Origin of the sequence: Actinomadura madurae (genome assembly GCF_900115095.1) — a bacterium.
Lineage (GTDB): Bacteria > Actinomycetota > Actinomycetes > Streptosporangiales > Streptosporangiaceae > Spirillospora > Spirillospora madurae.
The window spans coordinates 223,412-244,510 of the sequence record NZ_FOVH01000004.1 but is presented as its reverse complement, the minus strand read 5'-3'; the positions used below and the strand labels follow the sequence as shown (position 1 = coordinate 244,510).

Annotated in this window: 18 protein-coding genes and 2 pseudogenes; 16 read left to right on the top strand and 4 right to left on the bottom strand. The window is 69.1% G+C overall.

Annotation, left to right across the window (positions count from 1 at the left end):
• Nucleotides 1–110 precede the first annotated feature (110 nt).
• The 10 genes from BM339_RS13935 to BM339_RS13890 all read left to right on the top strand — a co-directional run bounded on the left by BM339_RS13935 (nucleotide 111) and on the right by BM339_RS13890 (nucleotide 9,164).
• Nucleotides 111–1,220 carry a zinc-dependent metalloprotease gene (locus BM339_RS13935; protein ID WP_075021072.1) on the top strand — a complete coding sequence of 370 codons (1,110 nt, stop codon included), beginning with the start codon at nucleotides 111–113 and terminating at the stop codon, nucleotides 1,218–1,220.
• A 96-nt stretch (nucleotides 1,221–1,316) separates the two neighbouring features.
• Nucleotides 1,317–2,318 (top strand): tRNA lysidine(34) synthetase TilS, encoded by a 1,002-nt coding sequence (gene tilS / locus BM339_RS13930; RefSeq protein ID WP_075021071.1) that lies wholly within the window; start codon nucleotides 1,317–1,319, stop codon nucleotides 2,316–2,318.
• A 124-nt stretch (nucleotides 2,319–2,442) separates the two neighbouring features.
• Nucleotides 2,443–3,006, top strand: coding sequence for a hypoxanthine phosphoribosyltransferase (gene hpt / locus BM339_RS13925; protein ID WP_021592892.1), 564 nt, complete (start codon nucleotides 2,443–2,445; stop codon nucleotides 3,004–3,006).
• Nucleotides 3,007–3,401: 395 nt separating this feature from the next.
• Complete coding sequence (ftsH, locus tag BM339_RS13920) at nucleotides 3,402–5,408, top strand: ATP-dependent zinc metalloprotease FtsH (protein WP_021592893.1); 2,007 nt, start codon at nucleotides 3,402–3,404, stop codon at nucleotides 5,406–5,408.
• A gap of 32 nt (nucleotides 5,409–5,440) precedes the next feature.
• Nucleotides 5,441–6,049: a GTP cyclohydrolase I FolE gene (gene folE / locus BM339_RS13915; RefSeq protein ID WP_052357817.1), complete on the top strand. Its 609-nt coding sequence runs from the start codon at nucleotides 5,441–5,443 to the stop codon at nucleotides 6,047–6,049.
• Between the two features lie 332 nt (nucleotides 6,050–6,381).
• Nucleotides 6,382–7,278 (top strand): dihydropteroate synthase, encoded by an 897-nt coding sequence (gene folP / locus BM339_RS13910; RefSeq protein ID WP_075021070.1) that lies wholly within the window; start codon nucleotides 6,382–6,384, stop codon nucleotides 7,276–7,278.
• Complete coding sequence (locus tag BM339_RS13905; protein WP_021592896.1) at nucleotides 7,275–7,712, top strand: nuclear transport factor 2 family protein; 438 nt, start codon at nucleotides 7,275–7,277, stop codon at nucleotides 7,710–7,712. Before folP ends, BM339_RS13905 begins: the two co-directional genes overlap by 4 nt.
• A complete protein-coding gene (folB, locus tag BM339_RS13900; RefSeq protein ID WP_021592897.1) occupies nucleotides 7,709–8,077 on the top strand; it encodes a dihydroneopterin aldolase in 369 nt (122 codons plus the stop codon). Before BM339_RS13905 ends, folB begins: the two co-directional genes overlap by 4 nt.
• Complete coding sequence (folK, locus tag BM339_RS13895; protein WP_021592898.1) at nucleotides 8,074–8,661, top strand: 2-amino-4-hydroxy-6-hydroxymethyldihydropteridine diphosphokinase; 588 nt, start codon at nucleotides 8,074–8,076, stop codon at nucleotides 8,659–8,661. Before folB ends, folK begins: the two co-directional genes overlap by 4 nt.
• Complete coding sequence (locus BM339_RS13890; RefSeq protein WP_021592899.1) at nucleotides 8,658–9,164, top strand: DUF3180 domain-containing protein; 507 nt, start codon at nucleotides 8,658–8,660, stop codon at nucleotides 9,162–9,164. The genes folK and BM339_RS13890 overlap by 4 nt, the downstream gene beginning before the upstream one ends.
• On the opposite strand, the gene BM339_RS13885 is transcribed toward BM339_RS13890, so the two are convergent.
• From BM339_RS13885 to BM339_RS13875, 3 genes are all read right to left on the bottom strand, one after another.
• Nucleotides 9,161–10,192 carry a hypothetical protein gene (locus tag BM339_RS13885; RefSeq protein WP_021592900.1) on the bottom strand — a complete coding sequence of 344 codons (1,032 nt, stop codon included), beginning with the start codon at nucleotides 10,190–10,192 and terminating at the stop codon, nucleotides 9,161–9,163. The two genes, BM339_RS13890 and BM339_RS13885, sit on opposite strands and share 4 nt — an antisense overlap.
• Before the next feature lie 8 nt (nucleotides 10,193–10,200).
• Nucleotides 10,201–10,458 (bottom strand): hypothetical protein, encoded by a 258-nt coding sequence (locus BM339_RS13880; RefSeq protein WP_021592901.1) that lies wholly within the window; start codon nucleotides 10,456–10,458, stop codon nucleotides 10,201–10,203.
• Between the two features lie 81 nt (nucleotides 10,459–10,539).
• Nucleotides 10,540–11,688 (bottom strand): NADH-quinone oxidoreductase subunit D, encoded by a 1,149-nt coding sequence (locus BM339_RS13875; protein ID WP_021592902.1) that lies wholly within the window; start codon nucleotides 11,686–11,688, stop codon nucleotides 10,540–10,542.
• Between the two features lie 238 nt (nucleotides 11,689–11,926).
• On the opposite strand from BM339_RS13875, the gene BM339_RS13870 reads away from it, so the two are divergent.
• From BM339_RS13870 to BM339_RS13860, 3 genes are all read left to right on the top strand, one after another.
• A complete protein-coding gene (locus BM339_RS13870) occupies nucleotides 11,927–12,427 on the top strand; it encodes a PH domain-containing protein (RefSeq protein WP_244938775.1) in 501 nt (166 codons plus the stop codon).
• A 359-nt stretch (nucleotides 12,428–12,786) separates the two neighbouring features.
• Nucleotides 12,787–13,977, top strand: a complete 1,191-nt coding sequence (locus BM339_RS13865) for a PH domain-containing protein (protein WP_244938774.1) — start codon at nucleotides 12,787–12,789, stop codon at nucleotides 13,975–13,977.
• Between the two features lie 80 nt (nucleotides 13,978–14,057).
• Entirely contained in the window at nucleotides 14,058–14,561 is a 504-nt protein-coding gene (locus BM339_RS13860) for a VOC family protein (RefSeq protein WP_075021069.1), read from the top strand.
• Between the two features lie 835 nt (nucleotides 14,562–15,396).
• Here the strand turns inward: BM339_RS13860 and BM339_RS52835 are convergent.
• Nucleotides 15,397–15,814, bottom strand: a pseudogene (locus tag BM339_RS52835) (transposase); the annotation flags it as partial.
• Nucleotides 15,815–15,823: 9 nt separating this feature from the next.
• Here BM339_RS52835 and BM339_RS52830 point away from each other — a divergent pair.
• The 3 genes and pseudogenes from BM339_RS52830 to BM339_RS13850 all read left to right on the top strand — a co-directional run.
• Nucleotides 15,824–15,951: pseudogene (locus tag BM339_RS52830) on the top strand (IS256 family transposase); the annotation flags it as partial.
• 733 nt (nucleotides 15,952–16,684) lie between these two features.
• Nucleotides 16,685–18,040 carry an SGNH/GDSL hydrolase family protein gene (locus BM339_RS13855; RefSeq protein WP_256255338.1) on the top strand — a complete coding sequence of 452 codons (1,356 nt, stop codon included), beginning with the start codon at nucleotides 16,685–16,687 and terminating at the stop codon, nucleotides 18,038–18,040.
• Between the two features lie 998 nt (nucleotides 18,041–19,038).
• Nucleotides 19,039–20,247 carry a cytochrome P450 gene (locus BM339_RS13850; RefSeq protein WP_024936082.1) on the top strand — a complete coding sequence of 403 codons (1,209 nt, stop codon included), beginning with the start codon at nucleotides 19,039–19,041 and terminating at the stop codon, nucleotides 20,245–20,247.
• Nucleotides 20,248–21,099: the final 852 nt, after the last annotated feature.

Genomic DNA, 21,099 nt, shown 5'->3' with positions numbered 1-21,099 from the left:
TGTGGGGTCCGTTGAACGGGAGATAACCAGAACGGTTGTTCGTTGAATGACCGTGCACAGGCGCCCCGGCGCCGCGTCCGAAACGTACGGTGGAGTACATGAGCGCCTCAATGATCGACTGGAACGTGGCGGTTCAGGCCGGAACCCGGCTCGTCAGGCCGGGCCCGCAGGTCACCCATGACGAGGCCCGTGAGGTCGTGAAGGAGCTGCGCGAACTTTCGAAGACCGCCCACGGGCACGTGCGGGACTTCACCGGCATGGCCTCCGAGCTCGACCCGGACCCGGCGACGATCGTCGACCGGCCCGGCTGGATCCGCGCCAACGTGGACGGTTTCCGGGTCGTCCTCGAACCGCTGATGGAGCAGATGTCCGAACGGCGCGGCCCCGGCCCTCTCGGCGGAGCGGGCAACGTCGTCGTCCAGGCCGTCGGCTCCCGCGTGACCGGCATGCAGGTGGGCGCGATCCTCGCGTACATGGCCAGCCGTGTCCTGGGGCAGTACGAACTGTTCCTGCCGCCGGACCCGTCCGGACGCGCGCCGACGGGCCGGCTGACCCTTGTCGCACCCAACATCGTCCACGTCGAGCAGGAGCTCGGTGTGGAATCGCGTGACTTCCGCCTCTGGGTCTGCCTCCACGAGGAGACGCACCGCGCCCAGTTCACCGGGGTTTCGTGGCTGCGCGAGTACGTCCAGGACCAGATGACCAAGTTCCTCCTGGCGTCCGACCTCGACCCGGGCGTGATGCTGGACCGCATCAGGGACGCGGCGGAAGCCGTCGCCGACGCCGTGCGCGGAGGCGACGCCAACCTCATCGACGCGATCCAGACCCCGGAGCAGCGCGAGATCCTCGACCGTCTCACCGCCGTGATGACGCTGGTCGAGGGGCACGGCGACTACGTCATGGACGCGGTCGGCCCGGAGGTCGTGCCGTCCGTCCAGCAGATCAGGTCCCGTTTCCAGGGGCGCCGCGCGGGCGGCTCCAAGCTCGACCGGACGATCCGGCGGCTGCTCGGCATCGACCTGAAGATGAAGCAGTACGCGGAGGGCTCCCGGTTCGTCCGGCGGGTCGTCACCGAGGTCGGCATGAGCGGCTTCAACCAGGTCTGGCAGTCACCGGAGACGCTGCCCACGCACGACGAGATCAAGGAGCCGGCCCTGTGGATGGACCGGGTCATCGGTCCTCGCGCCATCGACGCCCCGCCCGAGGCCAACGAGGCCTGAGGTCGACGAGGGGCTGAGCGCACAGAGATTCTCCGACGAGGCCTGAGCCCGAAGGTGAAGCACTAGGCCGTCGCAGGGTGGTGGTAGACGTTTCCCATGGGCCCTGATCCTGCGGTGGCGGCGGTACGTCTCGCCGTGCGGCATGTGCTCTCCGACCTGCCGCAGGGTGCGATGGTCCTGGCCGCGTGCAGTGGAGGCGCGGACTCTCTGGCGCTCGCCGCGGCGCTCGCCTTCGAAGCGCCCAGGGCGGAACGCTCGGCAGGCGGCGTCACGATCGACCACGGCCTCCAGGACGGTTCAGCGGAGCGGGCCGACGCCGTGGTCCGGACCATGGCCGACCTTGGCCTGGACCCATCCGGCTCTATCGCGGTCACCGTCGAGGGGCCTGGCGGCCCGGAGAACGCGGCGCGCGTCGCCCGGTACGCCGCGCTCGACGATGCGGCCGCCCGGTGGGGCGCGTCAGCCGTCCTCCTCGGGCACACGCGAGACGACCAGGCCGAGACCGTCCTGCTAGGGCTGGCGCGTGGGTCCGGTGCCCGGTCGCTGTCCGGGATGCCGCCCACGTTCAGGCGAACCCAGGCCGCCGTGCTCTACGCGCGGCCTCTTCTCGAACTTGATCGGGCCACCACGCGCCGTGCCTGTGAGGCGATGGGGCTTGAGCCCTGGGACGACCCCCACAACGTCGATCCCGCCTACGCGCGCGTCCGCGTCCGCCATGAAGCCCTGCCCGCCCTGGAGAAGGCCCTGGGGCCGGGTGTGGCCGAGGCCCTGGCGCGGACGGCCGGGATGCTGCGCGACGATGCCGACGCCCTGGACGAACTGGCCTCCCGCGCATTCAGCGACCTGGAGACCACGGCAGACGGGTACGGCGTTGCCATGGCCCTGGAAGGACTTGAGGGCCTCCCCAGGGCCGTCCGTACGCGGGTCCTCCGGATGGCGGCGGTCAAGGCCGGAAGCCCACCGGGTACGCTCGCGGCGGTCCATGTCGATGCGATGGATCGGCTGGTCACGGCCTGGCGCGGGCAGCGGCACGTGGATCTGCCGGGGCGGCTTCGCGCCGTCCGGCGGTATGGAAAGCTGCTGTTCGTCCCGGTTTGACGTCGCGGCGTGTGCCGATCGTCACATGCCGCGCCCGTCGCGCGCGCCTACCGGGCGTGCGTGCGGAGTCCGTCCTACGTCCGTCCTACCGGACGGGCGCGGTCTGAGCGATGAGGGTGGGGTTGTGGACGAGAAGGACCTGGGCAACGACCTGGCGAAGGTGCTGATCCCCGAGGACGACCTGCAGGCCAAGGTGCGGGAGCTCGCCGGGCAGATCGACGCGGACTACGCGGGTAAGGACCTGCTGCTCGTCGGCGTCCTCAAGGGCGCTGTCATGATCATGGCTGATCTGGCGCGGGCGCTGCACTCGCCCGCGTCCATGGACTGGATGGCCGTGTCGTCGTACGGGTCGGGCACGAAGTCGTCGGGCGTCGTGCGCATCCTCAAGGACCTCGACACCGACATCATCGACCGGCACGTCCTGATCGTGGAGGACATCGTCGACTCCGGGCTGACCCTGTCGTGGCTGGTGAGCAACCTGCGGTCGCGTGGCCCGGCCTCCTTGGAGATCTGCGCGCTGCTGCGCAAGCCGGAAGCGGTCAAGACCGACGTCGACGTGAAGTACATCGGGTTCGACATCCCTAACGAGTTCGTCATCGGCTATGGGCTCGACTATGCGGAGAAGTATCGGAACCTGCCTTTCGTGGGGACGCTGGCCCCGCACGTCTACGGCGGCGACGGGGCCTGACGTCCCCGTACCGGACCCCACACGGCCGGTGGCGGGTGCCCCCGCCCAGACGCCCACAGGGCCCTGGGAAGAGCCCCAAGGGGCCCGCAGGGACCGCCCAGGGAACAAGGGACCGTGACGAATCGTTGCAAGGGTCGTTGACGGGTATATGGAAGGGGAGCAGGGGAACAGCGTCGGCTGCGTCTCCTGCGCCCTGCGGTGTACCGTCAGTGTCCCGGACCCTGGGTTCGGGAGGCGATTATGAGGGAAGCCGCCACGACGGGCCCGGAGCCCAGGCGACGGGTCCTTCGTTGGACGGATTGTTGGTCGCAGTGGCGTTCGTCCCCCCGGGACGGGCGGGGATCGCACACAGATGTTGGTCAGGAGGGACGGGCCCCGAAGGGGTAACCGGATAAATGGACGTGAAGCGCTATTTTCGCGGGCCGCTGCTGTGGATCCTGCTGTTCGGCCTCTTGGTCGCCCTCGTCATGTGGGGCGTCAACCCCGGCCGTTCGTTCGAGAAGGTTGACACCTCCAAGGTCGTCTCGGAGATCAACGCGGGCCAGGTGAAGTCCGCCAAGATCGTCGACAAGGACCAGCGGATCGAGCTGACCCTCAACAACGGCAAGCAGCAGCAGGCGTCCTGGGTCGACGGCCAGGGACTCCAGTTGCAGCAGCAGCTGCAGAAGCAGGCCGACGCGGGCAAGCTGCCCGGCGGCTACAACGTCGACGTGCCGAAGCAGAGCGTCTTCATGAGCCTGCTGTTCAGTTTGCTGCCCATCGTGGTCATCGTGCTGATCTTCCTGTTCATCATGAACCAGATGCAGGGCGGCGGCTCGCGGGTGATGAACTTCGGCAAGTCCAAGGCCAAGCTCATCACCAAGGACACCCCGAAGACCACCTTCGCCGACGTGGCCGGGGCCGACGAGGCCCTGGAGGAGCTTGAGGAGATCAAGGACTTCCTGCAGAACCCGGCGAAGTTCCAGTCGATCGGCGCGAAGATCCCCAAGGGCGTGCTGCTGTACGGTCCGCCCGGTACCGGCAAGACGCTGCTCGCGCGAGCCGTGGCCGGCGAGGCGGGGGTGCCGTTCTACTCGATCTCCGGCTCGGACTTCGTCGAGATGTTCGTCGGTGTGGGCGCGTCCCGCGTCCGCGACCTGTTCGAGCAGGCCAAGACCAACGCGCCGTCGATCATCTTCATCGACGAGATCGACGCCGTCGGGCGGCACCGCGGCGCGGGCCTCGGCGGCGGCCACGACGAGCGCGAGCAGACCCTGAACCAGCTTCTCGTCGAGATGGACGGCTTCGACGTCAAGGGCGGCGTGATCCTGATCGCCGCGACGAACCGCCCGGACATCCTCGACCCGGCGCTGCTGCGTCCCGGCCGGTTCGACCGGCAGGTGACCGTGGACCGCCCGGACCTGGAGGGCCGCAAGGGCATCCTGCGGGTGCACGGCCGCGGCAAGCCGTTCGCGCAGGACGTCGACCTCGACGTGATCGCGCGCCGCACCCCGGGCTTCACCGGCGCCGACCTGGCCAACGTGATCAACGAGGCGGCGCTGCTCACCGCGCGGTTCGACCGCAAGCTGATCGACATGGACACCCTGGAGGAGTCCATCGACCGCGTCATGGCCGGGCCGGAGCGCAAGACCCGGGTGATGTCGGAGAAGGAAAAGAAGATCATCGCCTACCACGAGGGCGGGCACGCGCTGGTGGCGCACGCGCTGCCGAACTCCGACCCCGTGCACAAGGTGACGATCCTGCCGCGCGGGCGGGCCCTGGGCTACACCATGACCCTGCCGATGGAGGACAAGTTCCTCACCACTCGCTCGGAGATGACCGACCAGCTGGCCATGCTGCTGGGCGGCCGCACGGCCGAGGAACTGGTCTTCCACGAGCCGACCACGGGCGCGGCCAACGACATCGAGAAGGCCAGCTCCATCGCCCGCAACATGGTCACCGAGTACGGCATGAGCGAGCGTCTGGGCGCGCGCAAGTTCGGCACCGGTCAGGGTGAGGTCTTCCTGGGCCGCGACATGGGCCACGAGCGGGACTACTCGGAGGACATCGCGTCGGCCATCGACGACGAGGTCCGCCGCTACATCGAGGCCGCGCACGACACGGCGTGGGAGATCCTCGTGGAGTACCGGGACGTCCTGGACGAGCTCGTCGTCAACCTGATGGAGAAGGAGACCCTGTCGAAGGACCTGGTGCTGGAGATCTTCGCGCCGATCCAGAAGCGGCCGCACCAGAACTCCTACACCGGTTACGGCAAGCGCCTCCCGTCCGACCGTCCGCCGGTGTTGTCGCCCAAGGAACTCGCTCTGCTCGGTCCGCAGGACGTGACTGACCTGACCAAGAACAACGGGCAGGGCGGCGGCGTCGCCTCCGAGGCGACCGATCCGGCCCCGGGCGAAAGCTGACGGCCTTGGCGATCCCGTACGACGAGGCGCCGATCGAGATCGACCCGCCGGGTGAGACCGTGCGCGGCGGGCATTTCGACCATGCGCGCATCGAGAAGGCAGTCCGGGAGATCCTGATCGGCATCGGGGAGGACCCCGACCGGGACGGTCTCCGTGAAACACCGGCCAGGGTGGCGCGGGCCTACGCGGAGCAGTTCGCGGGTCTGCGCCAGACTCCGGAGGACGCGCTGACCACGGTGTTCGACGCCGACCACGAAGAGATGGTCCTGGTGAAGGACATCGAGGTGTATTCGGTCTGCGAGCACCACCTGGTCCCCTTCCACGGGGTGGCGCACGTCGGGTACACGCCCAACAAGAAGGGCCAGATCACCGGCCTGTCCAAGCTGGCTCGGCTGGTGGACGTGTACGCGCGCAGGCCGCAGGTGCAGGAGCGGCTCACCAGCCAGGTCGCGGACGCGCTGATGACCGTCCTGGAGCCGCGCGGCGCGATCGTGGTGATCGAGGCCGAGCACCTGTGCATGACCATGCGCGGGGTGCGCAAGCCGGGCGCGAAGACGGTGACGTCGGCGGTGCGCGGCGACTTCCGTGATCATGCCGAGACGCGGTCCGAGGCGATGAGCCTCATCCTTGGCCGCTATTGACCGCCCGGCCCTCTTCCGGGCCGCCGGACCGTCTGAACGGGCCTCAGCGTCGCGCTGAGGCCCGTTCTGCTGGTTCCAGCGCCGCCGCAGCGGGCCTCCCGGGGCCCACGCCCGGTGTCCCGGGCCCGTGCCCGGCGTCTCGAACCTCCGGTCGGCGTCTCGGGGGCTCCGGCGGGTGCCTCGGGCCTGCTGCGGGCGTCTCGGGGCTTCGGCCGGTGTCTCCGGCCTGCGGTCGGCGTTGCAGGGCTTGCGGCCGGGTGTTTGGGTGGCGGTGCCGGGGCGGCTGAGGCGTCGCTCCGGCGGGTTGTGCGCAAGGCATAGGGTTGGTTGACATGACCAGTGCCGCCGTTCCGGGGCTGCCCGCGCCAGGGCGCTGCCTCGTCATGGGCGTGGTCAACGTGACCCCCGACTCGTTCTCGGACGGCGGGGCCTGGTTCGACGCGGAGAAGGCCGTCCAGCACGGGCTTGACCTTGTCGCGGAGGGCGCCGACATCGTGGACGTGGGCGGCGAGTCCACGCGGCCCGGCGCGCAGCGCGTGTCCCAGGACGAGGAACTGCGCCGCGTCATCCCCGTCATCGAAGCGCTTACGGCCGAGAACGTTCCGGTGAGTGTCGACACGATGCGCGCCGACGTTGCGGAGGCCGCCGTGGGTGTGGGCGCCCGGCTGGTGAACGACGTCAGCGGCGGCCTGGCCGACCCGGACATGCCGCGTGTGGTGGCCGCGGCAGGTATCCCGTACGTGGTGATGCACTGGCGCGGCCACAGCCACGACATGCAGACCCGCGCCATCTACGAGGACGTCGTCCGAGAAGTGCGCGACGAGCTTCTACGCAGGGTCGACGCCGTACTGGGAGAGGGTGTCGACCCGTCGATGATCGTGCTGGATCCTGGGCTGGGTTTCGCCAAGAACCCGGAGAAGGGGCACAACTGGTCTCTTCTGGCCCATCTGGACGCGTTCACCGGTCTCGGCTATCCCGTCCTGGTGGGGGCTTCCCGGAAGGGGTTCCTGACCAGGCTCCTCGCCGACCCGGACGGGATGCGGCGTCCGTTCACCGACTGCGACGACGCGACCGTGGCCATCACCTCGCTTGTCGCGTACACCGGCGCCTGGTGCGTGAGGGTGCACAGGGTCAGGCCGAACGCGGACGCGGTACGTGTGGCGGCCGCCATGCGGGCGGCGCGTCCGAGCAGTGACGACACTTCCGATAACGGGGAGCCCCGCCTATGAGCCGTGCCGTGAACCGCGCCGACGTGGACGAGGTCCACGCCGAGTTCTATGCCGCGTTCGAGGCCGGTGACTTCGACCGGATGTCCGCGGTGTGGGCGGACGGCCAGTACGCCGAGGCGGTCTCCTGCGTCCATCCCGGTTGGACGATGCTCCGGGGACGCGAGTCGGTCCTGCGGTCCTGGGCGCTCATCATGGCCAACACGAGCTACATCCAGTTCGTGCTGACCGACGTGGAGACCGACGTGTACGGCGACCACGCGGTGGTGACGTGCAAGGAGAACATTCTCACCGCGGACGAGGACACCGAGACCGGGTTCCTCGCAGGGGGAAGCATCGTCGCGACGAACGTGTTCGTACGGGCGGACGGCGAATGGCGGCTTCTGCTGCACCATGGTTCTCCCGTTCTCAACGTCGTGGATGCAGAGGAAGAATGACGACTCTCGACCGCATCGAGCTGCGCGGGCTCCGCGCCAGGGGGCGGCACGGCTGCCTGCCCGCTGAGCGTGAGCTTGGCCAGGAGTTCGTCGTGGACGCGGTCCTGGGGCTCGACACGCGCCCCGCCGCGGAGGGTGATGACCTCTCGCGTACCGTCGACTACGGAACGCTCGCCGGCCGGCTGGTCGCCGTCGTGGAGGGGGAGCCCGTCAACCTCCTCGAAACACTGGCGGACCGGTTGGCGACAATATGTCTGGAAGAGAAGACGGTCTCCGAGGTGGAGATCACCGTCCACAAACCGAGCGCCCCGGTCCCGCACCCCTTCACGGACATCGCCGTGAAGATCAAGAGGAGTCGCCCATGACAGCGTCCGACCGCATGCCCGACCGCACCGCCACCGGCGGCCACATGCTGGTCCAGCATCGAGTCGTGTTCTCGATCGGCAGCAACCTCGGGGACCGCCTGGACAACATCCAGGAGGCGGTCGACGCGCTGTTCGACGCACCAGGGCTGCGTTTCGTGGCGTTCTCGCCGGTGTACGAGACCGCGCCCTACGCGCCGGCGGGGGAGAGCATCCCCGAGCAGGGCGACTTCCTCAACATCGTGCTGGTCGCCGACACGCGGCTGCCACCGGAGAACCTGCTCGAACGCGTCCTCAACATCGAGAACTCGATGCGCCGGGAGCGCGTGGTCCGCTGGGGACCGCGCACCCTCGACATCGACATCGTGGTGTTCGGGGACGTCGCGTCCGACGACCCCGATCTGACGCTCCCCCACCCGCGCGCGCACGAGCGCGCCTTCGTGCTCGTCCCGTGGGCCGACATCGAGCCGGACGTGTTGCTGCCCGGCCATGGCCGCGTCGGTGACCTGGCGCAGGCGAAGAAGTCCGAGGGAGGCCCGTCGGCCGTCCGTCGGCGCGACGACCTGGCTTTGCAGCAGCCTGCATGAAACCGTCCCGCCCGCTGTTCCTCATCGCCCTCGTGGTCGTCGTCGCGGTGATCACCTGGGCGGTGCTGCGTTCCGCCTACGTCTCGCTGCCGCCGCTGCCGTGGACGGCGGTACCGACGCTGCTCCTGCTCGCGCTCGGCGAGAGCGTCAGCGGGCTGAACGTGCTGCGCCGCATCCGCCGCAGGCCCGGCAATGGGCGCGTGCCGGACAGCCGCAAGCCCGTGCCGAAGCCGCTGGACCCGATGGCCGTCGCGCGTCTGGCCGCGCTGGGGAAGGCCAGCGCGCACTCCGCCGCGGTCATCGCGGGCGTGTTCGGCGGGTTCGCGGCGAGCCTGGCGTCGTCCCTGGAGAAGGCGACCCCGCGCCATGACTTCTACGTGAGCGGCGGCACGTTCCTCGCGGCGGTCGTGCTCGTGGCGGCCGCGTTCTTCCTGGAGTACGCGTGCCGGGTCCCGAAGGACCCGGACGAGGAGGAGCGCGACCGCCGCGCGTCCCGTGCCTAGGGCTTCAGCAGGTACGGGACGCTCGAGGTGAGGAAGCGTCGCGGGAACTCGTCCCTCAGCCGCCACAGTCCGGCGTCGACGACGAAGTGGGCCATGACCGCGCCGAGATAGGCGCCGTAGAGGGCCCGCTCCCAGACGTGCGGCGAACCGTGCAGATGCGATGCCTGATCGAGCGCGATACCGCCTGCCAGGGCGATGACGGCCATGAGGCAGAGCCCGGTCATGCCGGAGCGTCCGCGCCTGGGTGCGCCGGACACGAGCCCGACGATGAGCAGGTACTGGTAGCCGTGCGCGATGGTGAGTCCGGCGACCGCGGCGTACGGGGACGTGAAGAGGAAGACGGGCAGGAAGAACAGCAGCGAGATCAGGTAGATGGCTATGAACGCAGGTGGACGCTGTTCCCGTCGTGCCAGCGCATAGAAACCGAGGGCCACCCCACAGGCGAACACGGCGAAAGCCACCGGGAACAGTGAGCGGACCGGTGGATCCACGCCGAGCTGGAGCAATTCCGGGTGAACGAGCAGTCCCGCTATCCCTCCCGCACCGGCGAGCATGATGGCGCGCCGCTCCAGGGGCTTCACGGACCCGGCGCGCTGAGCAACCCCCGCCAACGCCGCCATCCCGAGGTTCTGCTTCTGGAAGTGGAAGAACTGCCAGGCCAGGAAGGCGAGAAGCGCCCACTGCAACTGCTTGTACGGGACGAGTGCCGCGGCGAACGCCGTCCCCAGGATCAGTGCGACGGGAGCGACCACGTAACGTCCGCGGTGCGCTGCCGCGTGCGCGCGTATCTCCGGGAGGGTGAAGAACCAGCCGGTCGCGGCCACGTGCACGGACGAGCCCAGGAACAGCAGGGCTCCCAGCGCCCTGCCGGGTGAATCAGAACCGTCGGGCGCGAGTGCGATGGCGCCCGCGAACGCGCCGGCCGACAGCAGGGCCGTCCCGAGAAGCCAGGTGCGGCGCAGGGTCCGGAACGTCCCGGCCAGGGCCTCGCCGACGGGCGGCGCGCTCGCGTTGCTCGGTGCTGCCACGGCGCGGACTAGCCTCCGCCGCAGACCCCGGCGGCACCGGCCGGGGCCGCGATCAGCAGGAACAGGCCGCCGAGCACGATGAGGCCAGTGAGCACGGCGAGCGGGACGATGACGGGCGCGCGGAAGAACTTACGGCTCGGCCTGGGCGCTCCTGCGGGCGCCTGCGTCCGCCCCCAGTCGGTCCACTGCTGGTCAGGTGCCGTCCACTGCGATTCGGGTGGGCGAGCGGGTCCGGTGGTCGGCGGACCTTCGATCATCTGCGTCATCGGCGACTCCTCACGTCATGGCTTCTGACGCGAGCGGGCCCTTACCGGTTCAGCCTCCTGTGGGGAGCATGGCGCGCCCGGTCACTTGTCGATGTCGCCGACGACGAAGAACATCGAGCCGAGAATGGCGATCATGTCGGCCACCAGATTTCCGGGCAGCAGCTCGGTCAGGACCTGGATGTTGTTGAACGACGCGGACCGCAGCTTCATCCGCCACGGCGTCTTTTCGCCGTGCGACACCAGGTAGTAGCCGTTCAGGCCCAGCGGGTTCTCCGTCCAGGCATAGGTGTGTCCCTCCGGGACCTTCAGGACCTTGGGCAGCCGCTGGTTGATCGGGCCGGGCGGCAGTTCCGCAAGGCGGTCCAGGCAGGCGTCGGCGAGGTCGAGGGACGCGTGCGCCTGGTCGAGCAGGCACTCGAAACGGGCGAGGCAGTCACCCTCGGACCGGGTGACCACGCGGACGTCCAGTTCCCCGTAAGCGAGGTAGGGCTCGTCCCGGCGCAGGTCGAAGTCGACGCCGGAAGCGCGTGCGATGGGGCCGGACACCCCGTACTGCAGAATCTGCTCCTGCTTGAGGACGCCGACGTTCCTCGTCCGGGCGCGGAAGATCTCGTTGCCCATGATGAGGTCGTCGATCTCACCCATGCGGGAACGGACCTCGGAGACCGCCGTCCGCGCGCGCGCCGTCCAACCGGCGGGGAGCTCGTCCTTCAGACCTCCGACCCGGTTGAACATGTAGTGCATGCGTCCACCGGAGATCTCCTCCATGACCCGCTGCAGGGCCTCTCGTTCACGGAACGCGTAGAAGATCGGCGTGATCGCGCCTACTTCAAGCGGATACGAGCCGAGGAACATCAGATGGTTGAGGATCCGGTTGAGCTCCGCCAGGAGCGTCCTCACCCATACGGCGCGGACAGGGACCTCCATGCCCAGCATGCGTTCGACGGCGAGGACGACGCCGAGCTCGCTGGAGAACGCCGACAGCCAGTCGTGCCGGTTCGCCAGGACGATGATCTGCCGGAAGTCGCGTACCTCGAACAGCTTCTCCGCGCCCCGGTGCATGTACCCGACGATGGGTTCCGCGGCCGAGATGCGCTCGCCGTCCAGGGTCAGCTTCAGCCGGAGCACACCGTGCGTGGACGGATGCTGGGGGCCGATGTTCAGGGTCATGTCCTCGGTGGCGAGCTCCTTGGCGCCCGCACCGATCCCGACGATCCGTTCGGTGGTCATGGTCGCGTCTCCGCCGCTCCGATCACCGCTTCATGGTCCCATGGCGAGCGGTGCTCGTTATCCGGTTGACTAGGGGGCAATGAACGCGAGCCACGGCGAACCGCCATACGAGCCCGCCGCGCACCCCGGACACCAGGGCGCGGCGTACCCGCCCGCGCCGCCCGGCCCGGGATCCGGCGGTCAGCCGCCTGGTCAGGGTCAGGTACCGGCACAATACCCGGCGCAGCAGGCACCACCCGTGTACGAGGCGGCCCAGGCGTTCGCACCTGGAGCCGGCCTGCGCTGGTCGCCGATCTCCAGGCGCCACGCATGGCACAGGCTGCTCAAGGCCGTCCTGTGGGCGATCCCGGTAGGCGGTGTGGGCGGATTCATCGTGTGGCGGAACGGAGGCGTCGTACCCGCCGCGATGTGGGTCGCCGCCGTCCTCCTGGGGGCCGCGCTGACCTGGCTGGTCGCGGAGCTGGACCGCCGGGCGTACGGGTACGTCGAGCGTGCCGACGACCTCATCGTCACCCACGGGGTGTTCGTCAAGCGCCTCATCGTCGTCCCGTACGGGCGGATGCAGTTCGTGGACGTCACCGCCGGGCTTCTCGAACGCTGGATGGGGATCGCCACCGTCCGGATGCACACCGCGGCGGCCGCGACGGACGCGACCATCCCGGGACTGCCCACGGCAGAAGCCGCCCAGCTGCGCGACCGTCTGGCGCAGAAGGGCGAAGAGCGGAGCATGGGCCTATGAGCGGCCCCTACGGCCCGTACGGTCCGCCAAGGCCACCCGGTCCGCCCGGACCACCTGGACCACCTGGGCCGCCCGGACCACCTGGGCGCCCCGGACCGCCCGGACCGCCTGGCCCGTACGGCCCTCAAGGCCATCCCGGCCCCTACGGCCCGCCGCGTCCCCCGTCCGGCCCGCCCGGACCGTACGGTCCGCCTCGTCCTCCCTACGGTCCCCCGCAGGCACAGCGCCCACCGATCAGGTTCTCCGAGGGCACGCACAGGCTCCACTGGGCGACGGCCCCGCTGCGCGCCTTCATCTTCCTCATCATCTACTTCGTCCTTCTGGGCTTCCCCCTGCTGCTCACCCAGACGGACAGCGGCGTGACCCTGGCGCTCACGCCGGAGGTCCTGCTCCGGTTCATCATCGTGACCGTTCCCATGGGCGTGATCGCGGTGGTGACGGGTCTCTGGACCTGGCTGTCCGTGCGTTTCCACGTCGACAACGACGACCTCGTCGTCGAAACCGGGATTCTGCGGAAGAACAAGCGTCGCATCCCCCTCTCGCGCATCCAGGCCATCGATCTGGTCCGCCCTCTGGTGACGCGAGTGTTCGCTCTGGCGGAAGTCCGGGTGGAACTGGCAGGAGGCGAGAAGAGCGAGATCGCGCTCCGTTACCTGGGACGGCACTCGGCGCAGCAGCTACGAGCCGAACTCCTAGCGCGCGCCGCGGGGCTGCCAGGCCACACACCAGAAGCGCCCGAACGGCACCTGTGGCGCGTCCCGTTCGGTTCGCTGCTCGGTTCGCTGGTCGTGCGGCTTCCCGTACTGGGGACGGTGCTGCTCTTCATCGCGTCCCTCATCTTCTTCGTCCTGTACGTCGAAGGCGGGATCCTGGCCGTCACCATCCCCGTCCTGCTCGGGCTCATCCGGGCCGTCGTCGCGCCCCTGGTGATGTACGCCAACTTCACGGTCGCCATGTCCCCGGACGGAATCCGCCTCCGCTACGGACTGCTGGAGACCCGGATGCAGACGCTGCCACCGGGCCGCGTCCAGGCCGTCAGCATCGTCGAACCGGTGCTCTGGCGCAGTCTCGGCTGGGCCCGCGTCGACGTAACCGTCGCCGGCTACGCGGGCGAACGCCAGGCATTGTCGTCGACCCTGCTGCCCGTCGCGCCACGCCACGTCGCCCTGCACCTCGTCTCCCAGGTCTTCCCAGGGACGAACGTCGACGCCGTCCCGCTCGTCCCCGCGTCCTCGAAGGCCGTGGCCATCGACCGAGCGGAAGGCGCCGGCACCGACGACGTCGTCTTCGTGACCCGGCACGGATGGCCGTGCCGCCGCACGGACGTGATCGCCCACGCGCGTGCGCAGAGCGTCCGGCTGACGGCGAACGTCTTCCAGCGCCTGCTCGGCCTGGCCACCGTCCACGTCGACGCGCCCCCCGGCCCGGTCCAGGTCGCCGCGACGGACCGCGATCTGGGCGAGGCACGGGCGATCGTCGACTCCACCGCCGGCCGCGCCTCCGCGGCCCGCCGCGCCGGCGGCGGAGACCCCACCCGCTGGGCCCGCTGACCAACGATCGCCGGCACGGGGCGATGCCCTGGCTTGTCATGGACGGATCCGTTGTCGGGGGTCGTTGGCATGATCGCCGAATGGCAGCAGAAGTCCCGGTTCCAAACCGCTACGCACGCGTCAACGCGTGGGTGATCAGCCGCGATACCGATTCGGAGGTGCGGTTCCTCGCGTCGGCGTTCGAGGGGGTGGAGACGCCGGGCTCGCGGGTGCTGGATCCCGATGGCGACATCGGTCATGTCGAGGTCGAGCTCGGGGACAGCGTCATCATGCTGTTCGACGCCAAGGCAGACTGGCCGTCGACCCCCGCTCACCTGCGCATTTATGTCGATGACGTGGCCTCGACCGTCGAAAAGGCCGTCGCGGCCGGTGCGCGTGTGGTGACCCGCCCGACCCTGCTCGCGTTCGGCGAGCGCGTGGCCCGTGTGCGTGACCCGCAGGGACATCTGTGGTGGCTGCATGAGCGGGTCGAGGACGTCCCGCCCGAAGAACTGGGCAGCCGTTTCGCCGATCCTGCCGCTCAGGAGGCCATGGCCTACGTCCAGCGCACCCTGCGGGAAGAACTCCAGGGCAGCCCCCACTGACCCAACCCAGCCTGGCCTGGATCAACAGGGTGCCAACACGTTTCAAGCCTTACGGGACGGCTCCGAGGGTGTGACGCTCGCGCCGATCACCGGCCCGGATTGAGCGGCCAGACTGATCCGGCCAGACTGATCCGGCCAGACTGATCCGGCCAGACTGACCGGCGCGCCTGGCGGCGTGCCTGTGTCCTGACTCCCAGCGGCCCGAGCGGAATCACGGCTGGCTGAACGACCGGATAACGTGCGACGGCGAAACGCGCTCTCCTCGTTCAACAGCCACACAAGGTGAAGGGCAGGTCGAGCGGGACGACGTCATCCCGCATCAGGTCCGCCCGGAACCCGACGTCCGAAGGGGCCAGCTATCGAGGTGGTGCGGCGGGCTTGGTCGCTCGGCACGGATGCTCTATCCACAGACGCGCTCTGGTTCGACGGCATGGAGCGGCGGAGAAGGCCGCAGTTGACGCTGCCCTCGCCAATGACCTGGTGACCTGTGCAAACCTCGACGGGAAGCCACCACCGGGCCCTATGACGAGAACACGGTGCGGTGCGCTGTGACACCCCTCTCGGACATCAGCTTGATCAACTACTCCTGACTTTTCCACAGAACCGCGTTCTAGTGCCGTGCCCGTCCCGCAAGAACGACGATGAAATCCGTCGGCCCGCCCGAGGGGGGAGGGCGGGCCGACACCCAGGCGTCCATCGGACGCGGCGCCACCGGTAGGGCGCCTCGCCGGTGAGGAGGGGATCGGAACGCGATCACTCGGAAGGAGCTGTCATGACAGAACTAGGCCGAATCAAGACACGCGAACCCGCCGGCTGCGCGGGTGATGTCCATCGTCGTGACGGCCGACAGGTCGTCGGGGGTGGCATCCAGGTGCTCGGCCGCGCCCGGGTGCTCGATCTCCAGCCAAGCGACCACGCGGGCGTGCTGGGGTGTAGACGCCTTCGGCGGCGGGCTGGTCGAAGATGGTGCGCACCAGCGTGGCCACCCATAGCTGGGCGGACTTAAGAACTCGGGGGGAGCAGGTTGTGCAGGGGGGCGGGTCCCGCACCGCTGCCAGCCGGCCCCGGGCGGGGCGACTCGACCGCTACGACCAGGCCCCGGGGTGGGCGTCGGAGATGACCAGCAGCTGGAAACCGGTCAGGCCGCGGAGCGACCAGCTCGCGCATGAACGCCACCCACCCGGCACCGTCCTCGGCCGAGGCCACCGTGATCCCGAGGATCTCGCGTGCCCATCGGCATCGACGCCCGTCGCCCCCCAGTGGTGCTGGATGTCCAGGTGGCTGCGCTTCGCAACCGCCGCTCGAGGGTGGGCCGTATGCGTTCGTGTGGGTGGACGCCTTGATCCAGAAGGTCAGTGCGGGGTTGTGCCGGATCGTGAACGTCCATGTTGAAAGGTGAACGCGATGCAGCCGTCCAGCCGGCGCCGGTACTTGGACGGCCACTCGCGGCGGCCTGTAATCCGGAGAGCATCACGGAGGTGGCAGCTGACCATGAACTGAACTCGGCATCCGGCGCCTTTGCGAGCCGTGCCTAGAGCTCGACCGAACACGCCCAACCGGACCATCCAGCTCCACAATGCTCGGCCAGCGATGGACGATCGTCGCAAATGTTTCGAAAATTCCGGAGGCCCCTTGGCATGGCCGCTGCTGGTCTGTGGTCAACGGTTGCCTGCGGGTTCGGGGGTGCGCTGGCTTGGTTGCAGCGGCACCTTCCGACGATCGTGCGCCCACAGATAGTCGGCAGGACGGCAGTCCCTGGACAGTGGTTTCCGCAACTGATCACATGTAAGACCGCTCAACGCGCTCGTCATTGACCTGCTGGGCGGGCTCGGCGGCGTGGTGTCGCGAGTGGGGGCGGAAGGGGCCTTGGCAGAAGAAGCGCATGGCGCGCGCCGTGCGAGATCGTTCATCTTCATTGGTCATGTCAACGACCGTCTCCGCGCGGAACCGGCGATCCAGAGGTGTGTTCTTGACGGGTTGATCAGGTCGGCGTACGTTCGACAAGAACTCGAAAAGCTTCGAAACTTTTCGATGGGTGGAGTGATCGGAGGGCTGTGGTGAGACGTTTCCCGTATGTCCACGTCCGGCGCCCGGTGGCGAGGGCGGGCGCGTTCCTGCGGTGTGTGAACGCGCTGTCTCCGGTCGGTTGGGCGACGGCTGCCGTGATGCTCACGGCGGCGCTCGTCGCGGCTTCGTTCACGGTTCCCGTTACGGGTGCGGATGGCGCGCCTCGCGCTGCGGGCGGGCCGGCCGCCCCGAAGATCAGCGGACACTGGGTCGACAGCTGGGTCTCGATGCCGCAGCTGACGGAGCCCGGCAACATGCCACCGCCCCCGTTCACCCAGGACTACGGGGTCTTCGAGGACGCGACCCTGCGTCAGACAATTCGCGTCTCGGTCGGCGGCCGGAATGTACGTTTGCGGTTCTCCAACGCGTTCGGCGGCGCGGCGCTCCCGATCACCAGGGTGTCGGTCGCTCTGCCGGACGGTGGGAAGGCGGGGGTTAGCGCGATAGAGCCGGGGACGTCCCGGCCGGTGACCTTCCATGGCCGGTCCGCACGGACCATCCCCGTCGGCGCGCAGATGGTGTCCGATCCGCTGACCTTCCCGGTGGCGCCGCGGTCGATTCTGACGGTGACCGTCTACCTGGCGGACGGCCAGGCCTCCACAGACATCACTTCCCACCCCGGGTCCAGGACCACGTCGTACATGCTGGCCGGGGACCACACCACGGACGCCGACATGCCTGGCGCGACGTCCACCGACCACTGGTACTTCCTCAGCGGCCTCGAAGTTTGGGCCAAGCCCTCCACTGCGGCGGCAGCCGTCCTCGGGGACTCCCTCACCGACGGACGGGGTTCCACGACGAACATGAACGACCGCTGGCCGGACCAGCTCCTCGACCGTCTTCAGTCCCACACGTCCACCAGCGGCATCGCCATTGTCAACCAGGCGGCGGGCGGGAATCGGGTCCTCAATGACGGGCTCGGTCCCAACGCCCTCGCCCGCCTGGACCGTGACGTGCTGGCCCAGAGCGGCGTCGAATGGCTGGTCGTCTTCGAGGGGGTGAACGACATCGGCACCGCCGAGCCCACTCCGGCCGCTCAGAAGCAGGTGGCCGACGACCTCATCATGGCCTACGACCAGATCATCGTCCGCGCACACGCGCAGGGCATCCGCGTCTACGGCGCGACGCTCACACCGTTCGGGGGCAACACCGGTTACGACGATCCCGACGGCTACCGCGAGGAGGCCCGCCGGACGGTCAACACGTGGATCCGCACCAGTCACCGCTTCGATGCCGTGATCGACTTCGACCGCGCAACCCGCGATCCTTCAACCCCGAGGAGGCTCCTGCCGTCCTATGACGTCGGCGACCATCTGCACCTGAACCCGGCAGGCTACAAGGCGATCGCTGACGCTGTCCCAGCCTCCCTCTTCCGCCAGAGGCCGCTCGCACCAACCTTCGGCTTCAACTGACCGCACCACGAGTCAACCGATGAGCCCGCTCTGCCCAGCCCTGTTGACTCGGCCCGTCCACGTCCCGTCCAGCCCCACGACATCAGGAGGACGAGAAGAACGCGAGGGCAGCGGTCGTAAGGAGGCCAGGTACCTCGGGGTCTTGGGTTAGCGCAAACGCGCCGGCCGCCGCGGACGTCCGCCTAGTAGTGGGAGCAACCATGGCATGGACGCCGCGGCGGCCGGTGTCCGAGCCGCCGGCAACGGGGGCTCCGCCTCGCCTTCGTCCAGGACGGCGTTGGCGACAGCGAGCCGTCCCGGGACGCCGCCGAGCCGGGCCGGGACAGCGCCCGCTCGGCAGCGAGGCGTCGCGCAGGCAAATGCTGCTGCGGTGCGTCTGCCGACGGTGGTGTGCGGGGCGGCGGGCGTCGTGGGATCGAACCACCACCACCCTGACCAAACCGGCGCCGGTAGAGAAATGCCGCTCTCCGTGGCGAGCCCAAGGGCGCGGGTCGAACCAGACGAGGCCGACGATGCCGCGATGGCTCGCGACGTCCCGGCTTCCGGTCATCGCCGTCATGGGCGCGCGGGAGGCCGCGATGTTTCGTGTGGCTAGGTGGACCTGCGCTTCCACCACGGGGCCCTCCTGCACTGGACGCAACATTCAAGTAGAACGCGGTACTGACCTGCTTGCCCGGCTCTCAGGCCTTGGGGCGCGACGCCATCAGCGGTCCTTGGAGACGAGCCGTGGGCTCGTTGACGTTGAGGGTGCACCGTGGTCGACGCTGGCTGCTGTTCGGGGGGAGGCGATGACGGGGATGGGTGGTGATCTCCGACACGCGTGGGGGGTTGGTGCCTGTGGCCGGGGGGCGTTGTGGGTTGTGGGCGGATGGCCAAGCGGTGGCCGGAGTGCGTGGTTGCGGGACTGGGGGGCGGTCGAGGGTGACGGGGGGTGTCTTGTTCGGTTCCGTTGCGTGGCTTTGCTGCGGATAAGTCCGTGATGCGAAAATCGTCAGATCATGAGCGATTCGGACTATGACCCCTGGTCCCCCGCGTTCGTGGCGGACCCGTATCCGGTTTTCGAACGGCTTCGTGCCGAGCGTCCTGTGTTCTTTCACGAGCCCACCGGTCAGTGGGTGATCAGCCGTTACGAAGACGTCAACGCGCTGTTGCGGGACCGGCGGCTCGGCCGCTCGTACCTCCATATCGCCAGCCATGAGGAGTTCGGCCAGGCCCCGGAAGCCGACTTCCTGAAGCCGTTCTGGGATCTCATCCGCGCCGGGATGCTGGACGTGGAACCGCCCACGCACACGAGGCTGCGCCGTCTGGTGTCCAAGGCGTTCACGGCGAGGATGGTCGAGGGCCTGCGTCCGACGATCAGGCGCCTCGCCGGCGAACTGGTCGGAGCCCTCACGGACAAGGGCGGCGGTGACCTGCTCGCCGAGGTCGCCGAGCCGCTGCCGGTGAACGTGATCGCCGAGATGCTCGGCGTCCCCGCCGAGGACCGCCACCTGCTGCGCCCCTGGTCGGCCGACATCTGCGGCATGTACGAGTTGAACCCGCCCGAGGAGGCGCAGCGGACCGCCGTCCGCGCCGCCGTCGAGTTCTCCGACTACCTGCGCGCCCTCGCCCGCACCCGCCGGGACGAGCCCCGCGACGATCTCATCACCGCCCTCGCCCAGGTCGTGGACGAGGGCGACCGGCTCACCGAGGACGAGCTGATCGGCACCTGCGTCCTGCTGCTCAACGCCGGGCACGAGGCGACGGTGAACGCGACCGGCAACGGCTGGTGGTCGCTGTTCCGCAACCCGGGCGAACTGGAACGGCTTCGGGCCCATCCGGACCTCACCCCAATGGCCGTCGAGGAACTGCTGCGCTATGAGACCCCGGCGCCGATGTTCGAGCGGTGGGTGTTGGAGGACATCACGGTCGCCGGTGTCGGCATTCCACGCGGTGCCGAGGTGGCGTTGCACTTCGCGTCCGCCAACCGTGACCCCGACGTGTTCGCCGAGCCGGACCGTCTTGACCTGGGACGCGACCCCAATCCGCACATCACCTTCGGGCTCGGCATCCACTACTGCCTCGGTGCGCCCCTGGCACGCATCGAGCTCGCCGAGTCCTTCGGCGCGTTGCTCCGCGTGGCGCCTGACCTTCGGCTGTCTGAAGAGCCGACCTGGAAGCCGGGCTACGTCCTGCGGGGCTTGGAAGCCCTTCACGTGGTGTGTTGACCGTGCCCCTGTTGGTCAGGCTCTGCCTGAGTGTCGGCGCCGTTTCGTGGAGCCCGCTGCCCCGTCCATGAGGGTGGCGGCGCCAGCCGGGTCGTTTGGGCAACCTGGGATAGCCGGGCGCGGTTGGTGAAGCGGGCGGCGTAGCGGCGACGGAGTTGGGTGGCGGTCTCCGTCCGGGTTGCACCTGAAGCCGATGGGCTGGACGGGGTAGGGCGTCTCCGGCCAACGGCGATGGTGTGGGCGCTGCAGTGGCCGTTGGACGGCTGGAGCGCTCTGTGGGGGCGCTTCGCCGTCGCCCCCTGCCGTCGAACCGGCGCGGGATCACCAGTGCCGCGAAGGCGGGGCTAGGGGCCGCGAGGGGCGGACGCTGTGGTTCGGCCGGGACGGGCGCGCGTGGGTGCTTTGTGACCATGCCCGTGTCGAAGGCGCCGCCGCTGACGCTGCGGGCGACCTGGCGCTGGCAGTTGGTCAGGGGCTGAAGGCGGTTTGTCTCTCGTTGGCTGCTGCGTTCGAGGTGATGCTTTAGGACGTGTCTCGATGTTCCGATCACGGCGCGCGTGGGCGACTCGGCCTGTGACAGATCATCTGCGAGCACGGAATCGCTCGGCGAAATGCCCTCTCAGCCCCGCATCCGGACCCGCTTCAACCGAGCGAAGCGGGGCTCGCACGACGGTGGAGGTCACTTGAGATACGCCCTGGTGGCGCCGCAGGTGACGGGGTGCTGCGTGGTGGGCGAGTTGAAGGCTTCTTGTGGGCTGCCGCACCCCAGGCGATGCAGTAGCGGTGCCGCCGAGGCTGCCGGCGCGGCGGGTGTTGAGGCACGGGGGTGAGGGTGGTTGTTCCTCGTCCGTT